This is a genomic window from Burkholderia sp. ZZQ-2 (assembly GCF_050768715.1).
Lineage (GTDB): Bacteria > Pseudomonadota > Gammaproteobacteria > Burkholderiales > Burkholderiaceae > Burkholderia > Burkholderia cepacia.
Genome location: NZ_LDVA01000347.1, coordinates 1 through 13,846, shown reverse-complemented (window position 1 = coordinate 13,846; position 13,846 = coordinate 1). Strand labels below are relative to the sequence as shown.

The following is a 13,846-nucleotide window of genomic DNA, read 5'->3' as shown; positions in this document are numbered from 1 at the left end:
CGCTTATTCGTCCTTGCCCCAGCGCCACTTGGGCTTTTCACCTTTCAGCCAGCACACGGCCGTGAGCGCGGCCACCAGCGCCACGATGCATGCCGCGAGCGCGAATGGCGCCTGCGCCGGCGGGAAGACCCTCGACGCCGCCACGAGTCCGAGCACAAAGAAAAGCAGGACCACCCAGCCTTGCCACGCAACCGGCAGCGCCCATCCCCATCCGTAGCGCTTTGCCGGGAACCAGATCTTCTTGTCGGTTGATTCCATGGAATCTCCGAAACGTCATGGCGGCGAGCGTACCTGCGCCGGACGAATGCGCGCAGGCGCCATTTCCACATCCTTGCGGCTCGAGGTCCGATCGATATCCGAAGTACGAGATCGATAGCCGGCGCCGAGCCGTATTGTGCGCCGATTTCCGATCCGGAAACGGCGTGCTGTCGACTTCCCTGTAACGTCGTATGAACGGCGGCGAACAGGTCGCCGCTGTTCATGTCGTTGCGCGCGCAACCGAGCACCGCGATGCGTCAGAACGTGATCGCCGCCTTCACGGACTGGACGGCCGCACTGTTCAGCGTGATGTAGAAGTTCTGGGGGGCCGTGCTGCTACCGACCGCGAGCGTCGTGCCGTCGCGCATCAGGGCTCCGGCGTCGATCTGCCCGTTGTTCTGATAGAAGACCCGATATTCGAGAGTCGGTCCGTTGAGTGGCGAGTTGGCAACCCATGCGCGAACCCCCGCGAGCGTGACGATCTGTCCGTCGCTCAGGTTGTAGGTCTTGTTGTCCCCAGCGCTTGTGTGCGGAAAGAACGCTTCCAGTGTCGATGCCGTCGTACGGCACGGCGTGACGTTCGCGCCGGTCGTTTGCGGTGCGGTGCAGTCGCCGGTGAGTACCGTATCGCCGACCACCTGTCGGGTCACCTTCATATAGGCGGCACCCGATTGCCAGGTTGCCTGCTTGTTATAGAGCGATGTGCCGTTGATCGTATTCGTGATGACGCCAAGCGGGCTGCCGCTGAACAACTCGGACGGGGCGCTCGAGATCGCGCCGGACAGCGGTACGACCGTGTAGTTCGTGCCGAGGAGCGTCACCGCAACGGTCTGGCCGTCGGCGGTGAGTTCGGTGAACCGGATGTTTGCTCCGCTGTAACTGACCTGCTCCTGCATGCTCGCCACGATTGCGCCGTTGACGAGATAACGCTGGGCGACGGGTGCCGGCACCGACAGCACCGGGTCGATCGACGACCGGCCGAGCATCAGCGATTGCGTGCCGCCGGCCGGGCTTTGCGCAATGCGTTGATCTTGCGTATAGAAATAGCTGCCCGGACCGACGCTCAGGGCGCCGGTGCTCGACGTGGAAAGGTCGAGCTGCGCTTGCGGGTAGTGCAGCCCGCCGTTGGCGGCCAACGCGAAGCTTTCATAGTTCTGTTGCGCGGCACTGAGGTTGCTGGCCGGCGTGCCCGAAGCACCGCCGCCGTCGCCACCGCATGCGCCGAGCAGCAGGGTTGCGGTCAGCGCAGCGGTGTAACCGACGCGCGTCAGGCGTTCTTTTTGTATCATGAGGCCCCTCGTTTTTGTTGGTATTCCGTAAGATTGGTCGCGCCGCTACGAGCGGCCGACGCGGGAGCTTAGCGTTTCGGGGGCAACTTGGCGAGTGACATCGTGGCCGTTTGACGCGGCTGTGGGCACGAATCGATTACCGCGCATTTCCGGAGGGCGCCGGCATGGTCGAGCGTGTTCGCAACGATTGCCGTACGTGAAGCAATCGGCTGGACGGCAAGGCGCCCGCTGTGCGCTTTCGGTCAACGTGCTTCTGGCGTGGAAACGCGCGGGACGCTGCGTCGAAACAGCGGACGTGGGGCCATCCGCACGGCTCGCCTCCTGCACCAATGCTATCCTCTCGTCCGCTAAAACCAGCGTCATCCAGCGAGATTCAATCATGACCCGACTGATCAAGCGCGCGTCCGCCGAGGCGCGCGCGTTCAAGAATCGCAAGCCGTCCTCCTACAACGGCTCCGAAAAACTCCAGCCGCCACGCGTGAAGCGCCGCCCGGACATCGACGAACACGACGACGTGCCCGTGCTCGAAGCGCCGCGCAAGCCGCGCTTCGCGCCCGTCACGTTCTCGGAAGAGGGCGGCGTGCGCTTCCTGCACTTCGGCACCGAGTGGGTACAGGGTGCGATGCGGATCTCGAAGCCGCTGCACATCGAGCTCGAATACGCGCAGCAGATGATGGCGTGGCTGCTGTTCCTCGAAACGCCCGGGCGGATCGTCCAGCTCGGGCTCGGTACCGGCGCGCTGACCAAGTTCTCGCACCGCTTCCTCCCGCAAGCAAAGGTCGAGGCCGTCGAGCTGAACCCGGCCGTGATCGTCGCCGCGCGCACGATGTTCGCGATGCCGCCCGACGACGCACGTCTCGTCGTGCACGAAGCCGACGCGTGGGACTTCGTCAACGACCCGGCCAACCGCGGCACGACGGGCGCGATCCAGATCGACCTGTACGACGCGACCGCGCGCGGCCCGGTGCTCGACAGCGTCGCGTTCTACCGTGCGGTGCGCGGCTGCCTTGCCGACGCGGGCATCGCGACGATCAACCTGTTCGGCGATCATCCGAGCTTCGTGCGCAACATGAAGCACCTGAACGCGGCGTTCGATCATCGCGTGATCGCGCTGCCGGAAGTGCATGACGGCAACCGCATCGCGATCGCGTTCTCGGGCCCCGCGCTCGACGTGTCGTTCGCGCAGCTCGACGCGCGTGCGAAGCTGATCGAGGACACGCTGAAGCTGCCCGCACGCAAGTGGGTGAAAGCTTTGAAAGAAACGACCGGCGCGCGCGATACCTCGTTCGCGATCTGACGTTTCAGGCACCGGCGGCAGGCCGGTGCAACCACGCGGCAAGGGGCGGATCACCTCGGGTTCGCCCCCGCTTGACCGCGTGCTCGCGGCTCCTATACTGGCGCGAAGCCAGGGGAGCCGCAGCCTACCCGTTTTGCGCTCCTCTCGGCGCCGTACCCGCTCAACAAGATCGATAACCGGGAAAGAAGAGGAGACGTCATGGCTCACGATGCCGACGCCAACCGGGCCGCCAAGCGCTGGCTCTGGCTGCTGGTACTGCCGTTGATCGCGATGGTCTGGGTACCGTCGTACAGCAAGATCGAACCGCAGGTGTTCGGTTTTCCGTTTTTCTACTGGTACCAGCTGCTTTGGGTCTTCATCAGCGCGGTGATCACCGCGTTCGTGTACTTCAAGACCAAGAACGCGTGGAAGGCGAGCGGCCCGCAGGGAGGTGCACGATGAATCTCGGCGCAACCTTCGTCTTCGTCCTGCTGTTCATCGGCGTCACGATCATCGGTTTCCTGGCCGCAAACTGGCGGCGCGGCGATCTCGCCCATCTCGACGAATGGGGCCTCGGCGGACGCCGCTTCGGCACGATCGTCACGTGGTTCCTGCTCGGCGGCGACCTCTATACGGCGTACACGTTCGTCGCGGTGCCCGCGCTCGTGTTCGGCGCCGGTGCGATGGGTTTCTTCGCGCTGCCCTATACGATCCTGATCTATCCGTTCGCGTTCGTCGTGTTCCCGAAGCTGTGGAGCATCGCGAAGCGGCACGGCTACGTGACGGCCGCCGACTTCGTCAACGCGCGCTACGGCAGCCGGATGCTCGCGCTCGCGATCGCGGTGACGGGCATCCTCGCGACGATGCCGTACATCGCGCTGCAGCTCGTCGGCATCGAAGTGGTGATCGGCGCGCTCGGTTTCGACACGACCGGCTTCGTCGGCGACCTGCCGCTGATCATCGCGTTCGCGATCCTCGCCGCGTATACGTACACGTCGGGCCTGCGCGCGCCCGCGATGATCGCGATCGTCAAGGACATCCTGATCTACATCACGATCGCCGCGGCGGTCATCGTGATCCCGGCGAAGCTCGGCGGCTTCGGACACATCTTCGCGAGCGTGCCGCCGGCCAAGTTGCTGCTGAAGGCGCCCGACGCGATGAGCCTGAACGGCTACAGCGCGTACGCGACACTCGCGATCGGCTCGGCGCTCGCGTTGTTCCTGTATCCGCACTCGGTCACGGCGATTCTGTCGTCGTCGTCCGGCAACTCGATCCGCCGCAACATGGCGATGCTGCCCGCGTACTCGTTCGTGCTCGGCCTGCTCGCGCTGCTCGGCTACATGGCGCTCGCGGCGGGCGTGAAGGACATGCCGCAGTACGCGCCGTACTTCAAGGCGTTCGGCCCGAACTTCGCGGTGCCCGCGCTGTTCCTCGAGTATTTCCCGTCGTGGTTCGTCGGCGTCGCGTTCGCGGCGATCGGCATCGGCGCGCTGGTGCCCGCGGCCATCATGTCGATCGCGGCCGCGAACCTGTACACGCGCAACATTCACCGCGAGTTCGTGAACCGCAACATGTCGCACGAGCAGGAGACGCACGTCGCGAAGCTCGTGTCGCTGATCGTGAAGGTCGGCGCGGTCGCGTTCATCCTCGGGCTGCCGCTGACCTATGCGATCCAGCTGCAGCTGCTCGGCGGGATCTGGATCATCCAGACGCTCCCCGCGATCGTGCTCGGCCTCTATACGCGCGTGCTCGACCATCGCGGCCTGCTGGCCGGCTGGGCGGCCGGCATCGTGTGCGGCACGTGGATGGCGATTTCGCTGAAGCTGGCCGGATCGATCTTCACGATCCACCTGTTCGGTCTCGCGATTCCCGGCTACGCGGCCGTGTGGTCGCTGATCGTGAACCTGGTGGTGGCGGTGGTGGTGAGCGTGCTGGTGCGCGTGATGGGCATGGCGCATGCGGAGGATCGCACGCGGCCGGAGGACTATCTCGACGTCGTCGAAGGCTGAGACGGACGACGCGCGGTAACGAAAACGCCCGCCACCGTGAGGTGGCGGGCGTTTTCCTGCGTCAACCCTGCGCGCGTTTCGCGAGCTCCTCGCGCTGCGACAGGTCTTCGACGTTGACCATCCAGTGCACGCCGAAGCGATCCTTGGCCATCCCGAAGCCGAGCGCCCAGAACGTCTTGCCGAACGGCATCGTCACTTCGCCGCCGTCGGCGAGCGCATTGAACAGCTTCTGGCCTTCCTCGACCGTCTCCGGGTTCAGCGACAGAGAATAACCGGCGTGCGTGGCGCCTGCCGGCTGGCTGCAGTCGCCGTCCGAGCACATGATCATCGAGTCGCCGATCGTGAAGCTCGCATGCATCACCTTGTCGCCCATCTCCGGCGCCATCGGGTAGTCGGGATTCGGCGGCGCGTCCTTGAAGTGCATCTTGAACATCGTCTTCGCACCGAGTGCCTTTTCGTAGAACTGAAGGGCTTCGTCGGCGCGACCGTAGAACGTCAGGTACGGTTGAACTTGCATCGTTGTCTCCTGTGATGAGCCGGCCTGCGCATCTGCGCGGGTTCGGCGTCGAACAAGACTGACCGGGAAAAGGGGGCATCGGGAGGCGGCCGCCGCACCCGTGACGTGGATTGTAGTGCGCGTGCTTGACGATGGAATGAAAAATAAAAACGGCCGCGAACATGACGTTCGCGGCCGTGCGCTTGCTGACGGCTGTTGTCAGTGTTGCCGACAGCTGCTGACGCGTATCGCGGCTCAGCGCAGCGAGTCGATCAGCTTCTCGAGCTTCACCGCATCGGCGGCGAATACGCGGATGCCTTCGGCGAGCTTTTCGGTTGCCATCGCGTCGTCGTTCAGCTGGAAGCGGAACGCTGCCTCGTCGATCGCGACACGCGCGGCGGGCTTGTCGTGCAGCGCTTCCGGCGACAGCTTGCGCGTGACCGTCTCGTTGCTGTCCTGCAGCTTCTGCAGCAAATCGGGACTGATCGTCAGCAGGTCGCAACCGGCGAGTTCGGTGATCTGGCTGGTCGTGCGGAAGCTCGCGCCCATCACTTCGGTCTTGTAGCCGAACGTCTTGTAGTACGTGTAGATGCGGCGCACCGACTGCACGCCCGGATCGTTCGCGCCACCGTCCTTCTCTTCATTCCACTCCGCGCCGGCCTGCTTCTTGAACCAGTCGTAGATGCGGCCGACGAACGGCGAGATCAGCTGCGCGCCGGCTTCCGCGCAGGCGGCGGCCTGCACGAGCGAGAAAAGCAGGGTCATGTTGCACTTGATCCCGTCCTTCTGCAGCACTTCGGCGGCGCGGATGCCTTCCCACGTCGACGCGAGCTTGATCAGGATGCGCTCGCGGCCGATGCCGGCTGCTTCGTACAGCTTGATGAGCTCGCGGCCCTTGTCGATCGAGCGCTGGGTGTCGAACGACAGGCGCGCGTCGACCTCGGTCGACACGCGGCCCGGGATCAGCTTCAGGATCTCGGTGCCGAATGCGATCAGCAGGCGGTCGATGATGAAGTCGGTGCTTTCGTTGCGATGATCGCGGACGGTTTTCTCGAGGATCGGCTTGTACGCGTCCTTCTGGACGGCCTTCAGGATCAGCGAAGGGTTCGTGGTCGCGTCCTGCGGCTGGTATTGCGCAAGCTGCTGGAAATCGCCCGTGTCGGCGACGACGGTCGTGTACTGCTTCAGCTGGTCGAGTGCGGTAGTCATGGCGATTCGGAAGAAGGGCGCAAGGCGCCGGGTTCTCACGGGCCGCGCGAGCGCGGCGGCGAAGCGAAGCGGCGCCGGGCGCCGCTTCCAAGCCATCATTCTAGGCCCGATTCGCGTCGAGCACGTTTTGGCATGTCCGGCGAGCGCCGTGCCGCATTACGCGGGGCGGCGCGCGTTCAGGATCACCTGCGTGACGATCCCCGCGACGAGCCCCCAGAAGGCCGAGCCGATCGACAGCAGCGTGAGGCCCGACGCGGTGACCATGAACGTGACGAGTGCGGCTTCGCGCTGCTTCACGTCCTGCATCGCGTTCGCGAGGCCGCTCATGATCGAGCCGAACAACGCGAGCGCGGCGACCGACACGACGAGCGCCTTCGGCAGCGCCGCGAACAGCGCGGCGATCGTCGCGCCGAAGACACCGGCGACCAGGTAGAACATGCCGCACCACACGGCGGCCGTGTAACGCTTCGCGTGATCCTCGTGCGCTTCCGGGCCCGTGCAGATCGCGGCCGTGATCGCCGCGAGGTTCACGCCGTGCGAGCCGAACGGCGCGAGCAGCAGCGATGCGAGGCCGGTGGTCGCGATCAGCGGCGACGACGGGGTCTGATAACCGTCCGCGCGCAGCACCGCGATGCCCGGCACGTTCTGCGACGCCATCGCGACGACGAACAGCGGAATGCCGATGCTGACGATCGACGCGATCGAGAACGCCGGCATCGTGAACACGGGCTTCGCGAACGCGATGTGAAAGCCGCTGAAGTCGAGCAGGCCGAGGCCGCCGGCCACCGCCGTGCCGACGATCAGCGTCGTCGGAATCGCATAGCGCGGCGCGAGCCGCTTGACGATCAGGTACGTGAAGAACATCGCGAGCACGAGCGCGGTCTGGAACTGCGCGGCGCGGAAGATCTCGATGCCGATCTCGAACAGGATGCCCGCGAGCAGGGCGGCGGCGATGCCGGCCGGAATCTTGCGCATCAGCGTGTCGAACAGCCCGCTCACGCCGACGGCCGTCAGCAGCACCGCGCAGACGACGAACGCGCCGATCGCCTCGGGGTAGGGCACGCCGGGCAGCGACGCGATCAGCAGCGCGGCGCCGGGCGTCGACCACGCGACGACGACGGGCGAGCGAAAACGCAGCGACAGGCCGATCGTCGTCAGCGCCATGCCGATCGACAGCGCCCAGATCCACGACGAGATCTGCGCATCGGTGAGGTGGGCGGCGCGGCCGGCCTGGAACATCAGCACGAGCGAGCTCGTGTAGCCGGTCATCATCGCGACGAAGCCGGCGACGAGCGCGGACACGGACGTATCGGCAAAAAAACGGCGGCCGCCGGCGCGGCTGGCGCTCGCGGTGGGCGAGGGGTTCATGCTATCTCCGGGGGGAGGCCGCTCGGAGGCGACCTTCGTGTCTTGGTGGGTGTCGTTACTTGCTGAGTGCGCGCATCGCGGTTTCGAGGCCCGCGAGCGTGAGCGGATACATGCGATGGCCGAGCAGGTCGCGGATCACCGCGACCGACTGCCGGTATTCCCATAGCCGCTCGGGCTCCGGGTTCAGCCATGCATGATGGGGGAACTGGTCGGCGAGGCGGCGCAGCCACACGGCGCCGGCTTCCGGGTTGTTGTATTCGACCGAGCCGCCGGGCTGCAGCACTTCGTACGGGCTCATCGTCGCGTCGCCGACGAAGATCAGCTTGTAGTCGGGCGTGAACTTGTGCAGCACGTCCCACGTCGCGGTGCGTTCCGAGTGGCGGCGGCGGTTGTTCTTCCACAGGTGGTCGTACACGCAGTTGTGGAAGTAGAAGAACTCCAGGTGCTTGAATTCGGCCTTCGCGGCCGAGAACAGCTCTTCGGTGCGCTTGATGTGATCGTCCATCGAGCCGCCGACGTCGAGCAGCATCAGCACCTTCACGTTGTTGTGGCGCTCGGGCACCATCCGCAGGTCGAGCCAGCCCGCGTTCGCGGCGGTGCTGCGGATCGTGCCGGGCAGGTCGAGCTCCTCGGCTGCGCCTTCGCGCGCGAAGCGGCGCAGCCGCCGCAGCGCGACCTTGATGTTGCGCGTGCCGATCTCGACGGAATCGTCGTAGTCGCGGTATGCGCGCGCCTCCCACACCTTGACCGCGGTGCGGTTGCCGTTCGACGGGCCGCCGATGCGCACGCCTTCCGGGTTGTAGCCGCCGTGCCCGAACGGCGACGTGCCGCCGGTGCCGATCCACTTGTTGCCGCCTTCGTGGCGCTCCTTCTGCTCGTCGAGCAGCGCCTTCAGGCGCTCCATCAGCTTGTCGAGGCCGCCCATCGCCTCGATCTGCGCCTTCTCCTCCGGCGACAGCTCGCGCTCGAGGCGCTTTTCGAGCCAGTCGAGCGGGATGTCGAATGCTTCGGACGGCAGCGCGGACACGCCGTGGAAATACGCGCCGAACGCCTGGTCGAACTTGTCGAAGTACTGCTCGTCCTTGACGAGCGTCATCCGTGCGAGGAAGTAGAACGCGTCGATCGACGGCGAGATCAGCCCGGCCTTCAGCGCTTCGAGCAGCGTCAGGTATTCCTTCACCGAGACGGGCAGCTTGGCTGCGCGCAGCGCGTAGAAGAAATTGAGCAGCATGGCTGGGCCTTCGCGGGTGAGGGGGGATTACCGGTTGTGCCGGTTCATGTACACGAGCCGCTCGAGCAGGCTCAGGTCCTGCTCGTTCTTCAGCAGCGCGCCCGCGAGCGGCGGCACGATCTGCTTCGCGTCCGCGCCGCGCAGCGCGTCGGCCGGGATGTTCTCGGCGAGCAGCAGCTTCAGCCAGTCGAGCAGCTCGGACGTCGACGGCTTCTTCTTCAGGCCCGACACGCCGCGCAATTCGAAGAAACTCTCGAGCGCCGCGCGCAGCAACTCCTCGCGGATGTCGGGGAAGTGCACCGCGACGATCTTCTGCATCGTCGACGGGTCGGGGAACTGGATGTAGTGGAAGAAGCAGCGGCGCAGGAACGCGTCGGGCAGCTCCTTCTCGTTGTTCGACGTGATGATGACGAGCGGGCGGTGCTTCGCGCGGACCGTCTCGCGCGTCTCGTACACGTGGAATTCCATCCGGTCGAGCTCGCGCAGCAGGTCGTTCGGGAATTCGATGTCGGCCTTGTCGATCTCGTCGATCAGCAGCACGCTCGGGTGCTCGGCATCGAACGCCTGCCACAGCACGCCCTTGACGATGTAGTTCGAGATGTCCTTCACGCGCTCGTCGCCGAGCTGCGAATCGCGCAGCCGCGACACGGCGTCGTATTCGTACAGGCCCTGCTGCGCCTTGGTGGTCGACTTGATGTGCCACTGCAGCAGCGGCATGTCGAGCGCGGCGGCCACTTCCTCGGCGAGCATGGTCTTGCCGGTGCCGGGCTCGCCCTTGATCAGCAGCGGGCGTTGCAGCGTCAGCGCGGCATTGACCGCGAGCTTCAGATCGTCGGTGGCGACGTAGTGCGAGGACCCTTCGAAACGCATGGCGGCGCTCTTCTCAATCGCGAAAAAAACCCAGTATAAGTCAGAAGGGCTGTCCGGTTGGGCCTCGCCCGCGTATCGTTGCGGGACTGTGGCGGGGCGCCTTGTGGACGGGTTCCCCGCCGACGCGGTACAATCTGGCCGTTTTTTTTGGCCTGCGTGGCGACCGACAAGCAAAACGGCGCGGGCCGTTGCCGCTTCGGCGCCAGTTTCCCCTCAAGCTAGGTTACAAGAGCTATGAACAAATTCGTCGGCAAACACGTCGTTGTCGCAGCGCTCGTGGCGCTCGCGGGCAGCGCGCAGGCGGCCGGTGTGGTCGGCAACCCGAAGGACGGGGCGAGCAAGGTCGCCATGTGCATCGGTTGCCACGGCATCCAGGACTACCGCGCGGCGTACCCGGAGGTCTACCGGGTGCCTGTCCTCGGCGGCCAGAACCAGCAATACCTCGAGAACGCGCTGAAGGCCTACCGCAAGAAGGATCGTCACTTCCCGTCGATGAATGCGATCGCCGGTTCGCTGACGGACCAGGACATCGCGGATCTGTCGGCGTACTACGCCGCCCAGAAGGCCGACTCGAAGGACAACCCCTACAAGTAAGCGCGCGCCGCCGATCTCTCGGCGGGACAGGAGCATTCATGAACAACGCATTCAAGACGGCGGCGGTTGCACTGGCGGCCGGCCTCGCGATCGGTACCGCGCACGCGGCGGACATCACGAAGGGCAAGGAACTGGTCGAATCGCACAACTGCGCCGCCTGCCACGGCGCGCAGATGAACAAGCCGATCAACGCCGAATACCCGCGCCTCGCCGGCCAGCATGCCGACTACCTCGTGTGGGCGATGCGCCAGTACCAGATGGGCCTGACGAATCCGCTGCTCGGTCGCAACAACGCGATCATGCAGGCACAGGTGCAGAGCCTGTCGGTCAGCGACATGAAGGACATTGCGGCCTACATCGAGTCGCTGAAAGAGACCGATCTCGTGTTCAAGAAGTAAGCGCGACGGGCCCGGCGGGCCCGCGCAGCAAGGATACCCCGCCCTGGCGGGGTATTTTTTTGCCCGCGCGCCGGCGCCCGCGGGCCGCCGCGGCGGCGCTCAGTCGCGCGATGCGCGGCGCAGGATGCGCTGCAGGTACGCGTCGGTATCGGGCGGCGTGTTCGTGCGCTGGGCTTCCCAGATCGTCTCGCCGAGGCATTCCATGATCACGTGCTGCGCGTCGTGGGTCGAGTCGAGCTTCGCCGCGAGCTTGTCGTGCGCGGCGCGGATGCCGGGCGGCTGGTCGATCGACAGCTGCTCGCTGATCGCGAGATGCATCGACAGGTGCAGGAACGGGTTCGTGCGGCCTTCCTCGGGCGTGTACTCGCGCGCGGTGGCGCCATCGGCGTCGGCGAGTTCATCGTGGTATTCGGGATGCTCGACGATCCAGTCGGCTGCCATCGCTTCCAGCGGCGTCAGGATCTCGCCGGCGCGCTGCTTGCGCCAGGTCTCGGTGAAAAAGCGACGCACTTCGTCGCGGCTTGGATTGAACATGGTGGGGAAACGTCGTGATTCGGACGGCTTGATGCCGCGTCGCGCATTGTACGCCGGGTCGGCGGGCGGCGCAGGCGGCGGGTTTGGCGCGATCGCGTGGCCGCAGCGGCGGGGGTTCCGCGGGCCTTGCGGGTGAGCGGCGCGGGCCGGTGGCGTGCGCCGCCGGTGCCGGGTAACGGGTAAGCGTGGGGTAAGCGCGGGGTAAGCGCGGGCTAGGCTCGCGGCCGCCGCGCCGTTACACTCCAACGCTTCCCGTCACCGCACCGTTCTCATCCGTTCCGTCATGACCGCCACCGCCCGCCCATCGTCCGCAGCCCTGCAGGGCACGCTTTACGTCGCGCTATCCGCCGCCGCGTTCGGCGCGATGGCGATCTTCGGCCGCTACGCGTATGCGGCCGGTGTCGACGTGCTCGGGCTGCTGATCGTGCGCTTCGCGATCGGCGGCGCGGTGCTCGCCGCGATCGCACGGCATCGCCGCGTCACGTGGCCGCGCGGGCGCGCGCTCGCGCCGCTCGTGGCGATGGGCGCGCTCGGCTACGTCGGGCAGTCGTTCTGCTACTTCAGCGCGCTGCAGCACGCGCAGGCGAGCCTTGTCGCGCTGCTGCTGTACCTGTATCCGGCCTTCGTCACGCTGCTGGCCGCGTGGTGGCTCGGCGAGCACCTCACGCGCGCGAAGGCCGTCGCGCTCGTGCTGTGCGTCGCGGGTTCGGCGCTGATGGTCGGCGGCGGGCATGGCGAGCCGCTCGGGATCGCGCTCGCGCTGGCCGCCGCGGTGATCTATTCGCTGTACATCGTCGGCGGCACGAAGGCGACGCGCGGCGTCGATCCGCTCGCGACCACCGCGATCATCTGCCTGTCGGCGACCGCGACGCTCGTGGCGATCGCCGTCGTGCGGACCGCGGCGTTCGGCGCGCCGCCGCGCTGGCCCGCGACGGCCGGCGGCTGGGCGTCGATGCTTGCGATCGCACTCGTGTCGACGGTCGCGGCGATGATCGCGTTCTTTGCGGGGCTCGAACGGCTTGGGGCCGCGCGCACGTCGATGCTGTCGACGCTCGAACCGGTCGTGACGGTCGCGCTGGCGGCGCTGCTGTTCGGCGAGGCGCTGTCGCCGCTGCAGTGGGCGGGCGGCGTCGCGATCCTGGCTGCCGTGCTGGCGCTGGTGCGCGCGGGCGGCGCGGCGGCCGACGATGCGACCGCGACCTCCAACGCATAGTCGGGAAGGGGAAAGCGGCGGCGCGGATGGCTACGCGCTGTCGCGGCCGCGGTTTGCCGGCGGAGGGCGGCCGGTGGGGCGTGCGTCGAGCGTCGGGCCGCATGGCGTCCGGCGGTTTGCGGCAGTCCGGCCGCGGTTGCGCGTCACTCGTTGGGCGGCGGGGTCTTCGGCCTGAATTCGCACAGCGGCTCGATCGCGCAATGCCAGCATTCGGGCTTGCGGGCCTTGCACACGTAGCGACCGTGCAGGATCAGCCAGTGATGTGCGTCCTGCAGGAACTCCTTCGGCGTGAACTTCTCGAGCGCGGCCTCGACGGCGCGCACGTCCTTGCCCGGCGCGAGCCCCGTGCGGTTCGCGACGCGGAAGATGTGCGTGTCCACCGCGATCGTCGGCTGGCCGAACGCGGTGTTCAACACGACGTTCGCGGTCTTGCGGCCGACGCCCGGCAGGCCTTCCAGCGCTTCGCGATCGGCCGGCACCTCGCCGTCGTAGCGGTCGAGCAGGATCCGGCACGTCGCGACCACGTTCTTCGCCTTGGTCCGGTACAGGCCGATCGTCTTGATGTACTCGGTGACGCCTTCTTCGCCGAGTGCGACGATTTGTCGCGGGGTGTTCGCGACCGGAAACATCTTCCGCATCGCCTTGTTGACCGATACGTCGGTCGCCTGAGCGGACAGCATCACGGCGATCAGCAGCTCGAACGGCGTCGAGTATTCGAGCTCGGTGGTCGGATGCGGATTGAGGCTCTGCAGCGTTTCGTAGATCGCGCGTCGTTTGCTGGCGTTCATGGAGCGTTCTGGTCGGGCGGTGCGGACGGGCCGTCGTTGCCTGCGTCGTTTTCTTCGTCGTTGCCGCTCGCGGCCGCCGCTTCGGCGTCGCGTTGGGCCTGCTGTTCCGCGAGCCGCTTGCGGCGCGCCTCGGCGGCGTCGATCTGCGCCTGGACGGCCGCGCTCACGCCCTCGGTGTTCTTCGGCCCCGCACCTTGCCCGGACAGTTCTTCCTTCTTCTTGCGCGCACGCTCGAGCGCGGCGGCGATGATCGCGCGCTTCTTCGCTTCGGCGTCGTCCGGGGCAGGTGCGGCGGATGGCGTTCCCGCGGGGG

At 66.5% G+C, this 13,846-nt stretch carries 15 protein-coding genes and 1 pseudogene; 6 read left to right on the top strand and 10 right to left on the bottom strand.

The features are described 5' to 3' along the window. Positions 1 to 3: 3 nt before the first annotated feature. Together ABY44_RS33280 and ABY44_RS33275 are read right to left on the bottom strand one after the other, a co-directional pair. Positions 4 to 258 (bottom strand): hypothetical protein, encoded by a 255-nt coding sequence (locus ABY44_RS33280; protein WP_060172945.1) that lies wholly within the window; start codon positions 256 to 258, stop codon positions 4 to 6. Positions 259 to 515: 257 nt separating this feature from the next. Continuing rightward, complete coding sequence (locus tag ABY44_RS33275; RefSeq protein WP_060172946.1) at positions 516 to 1,547, bottom strand: hypothetical protein; 1,032 nt, start codon at positions 1,545 to 1,547, stop codon at positions 516 to 518. 379 nt (positions 1,548 to 1,926) lie between these two features. Here ABY44_RS33275 and ABY44_RS33270 point away from each other — a divergent pair, with 379 nt between their 5' ends. The 3 genes from ABY44_RS33270 to mctP all read left to right on the top strand — a co-directional run bounded on the left by ABY44_RS33270 (position 1,927) and on the right by mctP (position 4,832). Next, the gene (locus ABY44_RS33270) at positions 1,927 to 2,844 is read left to right on the top strand and encodes a hypothetical protein (RefSeq protein WP_060172947.1); all 918 of its coding nucleotides are present in this window, start codon (positions 1,927 to 1,929) and stop codon (positions 2,842 to 2,844) included. A 198-nt stretch (positions 2,845 to 3,042) separates the two neighbouring features. After that, positions 3,043 to 3,285, top strand: coding sequence for a DUF3311 domain-containing protein (locus tag ABY44_RS33265; RefSeq protein ID WP_027786798.1), 243 nt, complete (start codon positions 3,043 to 3,045; stop codon positions 3,283 to 3,285). Continuing rightward, on the top strand, positions 3,282 to 4,832 hold the full coding sequence (gene mctP, locus ABY44_RS33260) for a monocarboxylate uptake permease MctP (protein ID WP_059697981.1): 1,551 nt from the start codon (positions 3,282 to 3,284) through the stop codon (positions 4,830 to 4,832). The genes ABY44_RS33265 and mctP overlap by 4 nt, the downstream gene beginning before the upstream one ends. A gap of 61 nt (positions 4,833 to 4,893) precedes the next feature. On the opposite strand, the gene ABY44_RS33255 is transcribed toward mctP, so the two are convergent. From ABY44_RS33255 to ABY44_RS33235, 5 genes are all read right to left on the bottom strand, one after another. Next, positions 4,894 to 5,349, bottom strand: coding sequence for a VOC family protein (locus ABY44_RS33255; RefSeq protein WP_060172948.1), 456 nt, complete (start codon positions 5,347 to 5,349; stop codon positions 4,894 to 4,896). A gap of 234 nt (positions 5,350 to 5,583) precedes the next feature. Next, positions 5,584 to 6,537, bottom strand: coding sequence for a transaldolase (tal, locus tag ABY44_RS33250; protein ID WP_027786801.1), 954 nt, complete (start codon positions 6,535 to 6,537; stop codon positions 5,584 to 5,586). Between the two features lie 156 nt (positions 6,538 to 6,693). After that, the gene (locus ABY44_RS33245) at positions 6,694 to 7,905 is read right to left on the bottom strand and encodes a benzoate/H(+) symporter BenE family transporter (RefSeq protein WP_060172949.1); all 1,212 of its coding nucleotides are present in this window, start codon (positions 7,903 to 7,905) and stop codon (positions 6,694 to 6,696) included. Positions 7,906 to 7,960: 55 nt separating this feature from the next. Continuing rightward, positions 7,961 to 9,136 carry a vWA domain-containing protein gene (locus ABY44_RS33240; protein ID WP_059697977.1) on the bottom strand — a complete coding sequence of 392 codons (1,176 nt, stop codon included), beginning with the start codon at positions 9,134 to 9,136 and terminating at the stop codon, positions 7,961 to 7,963. A 27-nt stretch (positions 9,137 to 9,163) separates the two neighbouring features. Then, a complete protein-coding gene (locus tag ABY44_RS33235; RefSeq protein ID WP_021158556.1) occupies positions 9,164 to 10,006 on the bottom strand; it encodes an AAA family ATPase in 843 nt (280 codons plus the stop codon). A gap of 234 nt (positions 10,007 to 10,240) precedes the next feature. Here ABY44_RS33235 and ABY44_RS33230 point away from each other — a divergent pair, with 234 nt between their 5' ends. Beyond that, on the top strand, positions 10,241 to 10,600 hold the full coding sequence (locus tag ABY44_RS33230; RefSeq protein ID WP_021158557.1) for a c-type cytochrome: 360 nt from the start codon (positions 10,241 to 10,243) through the stop codon (positions 10,598 to 10,600). Positions 10,601 to 10,638: 38 nt separating this feature from the next. Further along, a complete protein-coding gene (locus tag ABY44_RS33225) occupies positions 10,639 to 10,998 on the top strand; it encodes a c-type cytochrome (RefSeq protein ID WP_027786804.1) in 360 nt (119 codons plus the stop codon). Positions 10,999 to 11,097: 99 nt separating this feature from the next. On the opposite strand, the gene ABY44_RS33220 is transcribed toward ABY44_RS33225, so the two are convergent. Beyond that, positions 11,098 to 11,532 carry a DUF1841 family protein gene (locus ABY44_RS33220; RefSeq protein ID WP_027786805.1) on the bottom strand — a complete coding sequence of 145 codons (435 nt, stop codon included), beginning with the start codon at positions 11,530 to 11,532 and terminating at the stop codon, positions 11,098 to 11,100. Positions 11,533 to 11,815: 283 nt separating this feature from the next. On the opposite strand from ABY44_RS33220, the gene ABY44_RS33215 reads away from it, so the two are divergent. Beyond that, entirely contained in the window at positions 11,816 to 12,745 is a 930-nt protein-coding gene (locus ABY44_RS33215) for a DMT family transporter (RefSeq protein WP_059688848.1), read from the top strand. Positions 12,746 to 12,888: 143 nt separating this feature from the next. Here the strand turns inward: ABY44_RS33215 and nth are convergent, their stop codons facing one another. Beyond that, complete coding sequence (nth, locus tag ABY44_RS33210) at positions 12,889 to 13,533, bottom strand: endonuclease III (RefSeq protein ID WP_042976184.1); 645 nt, start codon at positions 13,531 to 13,533, stop codon at positions 12,889 to 12,891. Beyond that, positions 13,530 to 13,846, bottom strand: a pseudogene (locus ABY44_RS33205) (electron transport complex subunit RsxB); the annotation flags it as partial. The gene nth and the pseudogene ABY44_RS33205, both read right to left, overlap by 4 nt.

Excerpts from the sequence above, each read along its gene's own strand:
- tal (WP_027786801.1), bottom strand. The coding sequence starts at position 6,537 with ATGACTACCGCACTCGACCAGCTGAAGCAGTACACGACCGTCGTCGCC.
- ABY44_RS33245 (WP_060172949.1), bottom strand. The coding sequence starts at position 7,905 with ATGAACCCCTCGCCCACCGCGAGCGCCAGCCGCGCCGGCGGCCGCCGT.
- ABY44_RS33255 (WP_060172948.1), bottom strand. The coding sequence starts at position 5,349 with ATGCAAGTTCAACCGTACCTGACGTTCTACGGTCGCGCCGACGAAGCC.
- nth (WP_042976184.1), bottom strand. The coding sequence starts at position 13,533 with ATGAACGCCAGCAAACGACGCGCGATCTACGAAACGCTGCAGAGCCTC.
- ABY44_RS33240 (WP_059697977.1), bottom strand. The coding sequence starts at position 9,136 with ATGCTGCTCAATTTCTTCTACGCGCTGCGCGCAGCCAAGCTGCCCGTC.
- ABY44_RS33265 (WP_027786798.1), top strand. The coding sequence starts at position 3,043 with ATGGCTCACGATGCCGACGCCAACCGGGCCGCCAAGCGCTGGCTCTGG.
- mctP (WP_059697981.1), top strand. The coding sequence starts at position 3,282 with ATGAATCTCGGCGCAACCTTCGTCTTCGTCCTGCTGTTCATCGGCGTC.
- ABY44_RS33220 (WP_027786805.1), bottom strand. The coding sequence starts at position 11,532 with ATGTTCAATCCAAGCCGCGACGAAGTGCGTCGCTTTTTCACCGAGACC.
- ABY44_RS33215 (WP_059688848.1), top strand. The coding sequence starts at position 11,816 with ATGACCGCCACCGCCCGCCCATCGTCCGCAGCCCTGCAGGGCACGCTT.
- ABY44_RS33275 (WP_060172946.1), bottom strand. The coding sequence starts at position 1,547 with ATGATACAAAAAGAACGCCTGACGCGCGTCGGTTACACCGCTGCGCTG.
- ABY44_RS33270 (WP_060172947.1), top strand. The coding sequence starts at position 1,927 with ATGACCCGACTGATCAAGCGCGCGTCCGCCGAGGCGCGCGCGTTCAAG.
- ABY44_RS33280 (WP_060172945.1), bottom strand. The coding sequence starts at position 258 with ATGGAATCAACCGACAAGAAGATCTGGTTCCCGGCAAAGCGCTACGGA.
- ABY44_RS33235 (WP_021158556.1), bottom strand. The coding sequence starts at position 10,006 with ATGCGTTTCGAAGGGTCCTCGCACTACGTCGCCACCGACGATCTGAAG.
- ABY44_RS33230 (WP_021158557.1), top strand. The coding sequence starts at position 10,241 with ATGAACAAATTCGTCGGCAAACACGTCGTTGTCGCAGCGCTCGTGGCG.
- ABY44_RS33225 (WP_027786804.1), top strand. The coding sequence starts at position 10,639 with ATGAACAACGCATTCAAGACGGCGGCGGTTGCACTGGCGGCCGGCCTC.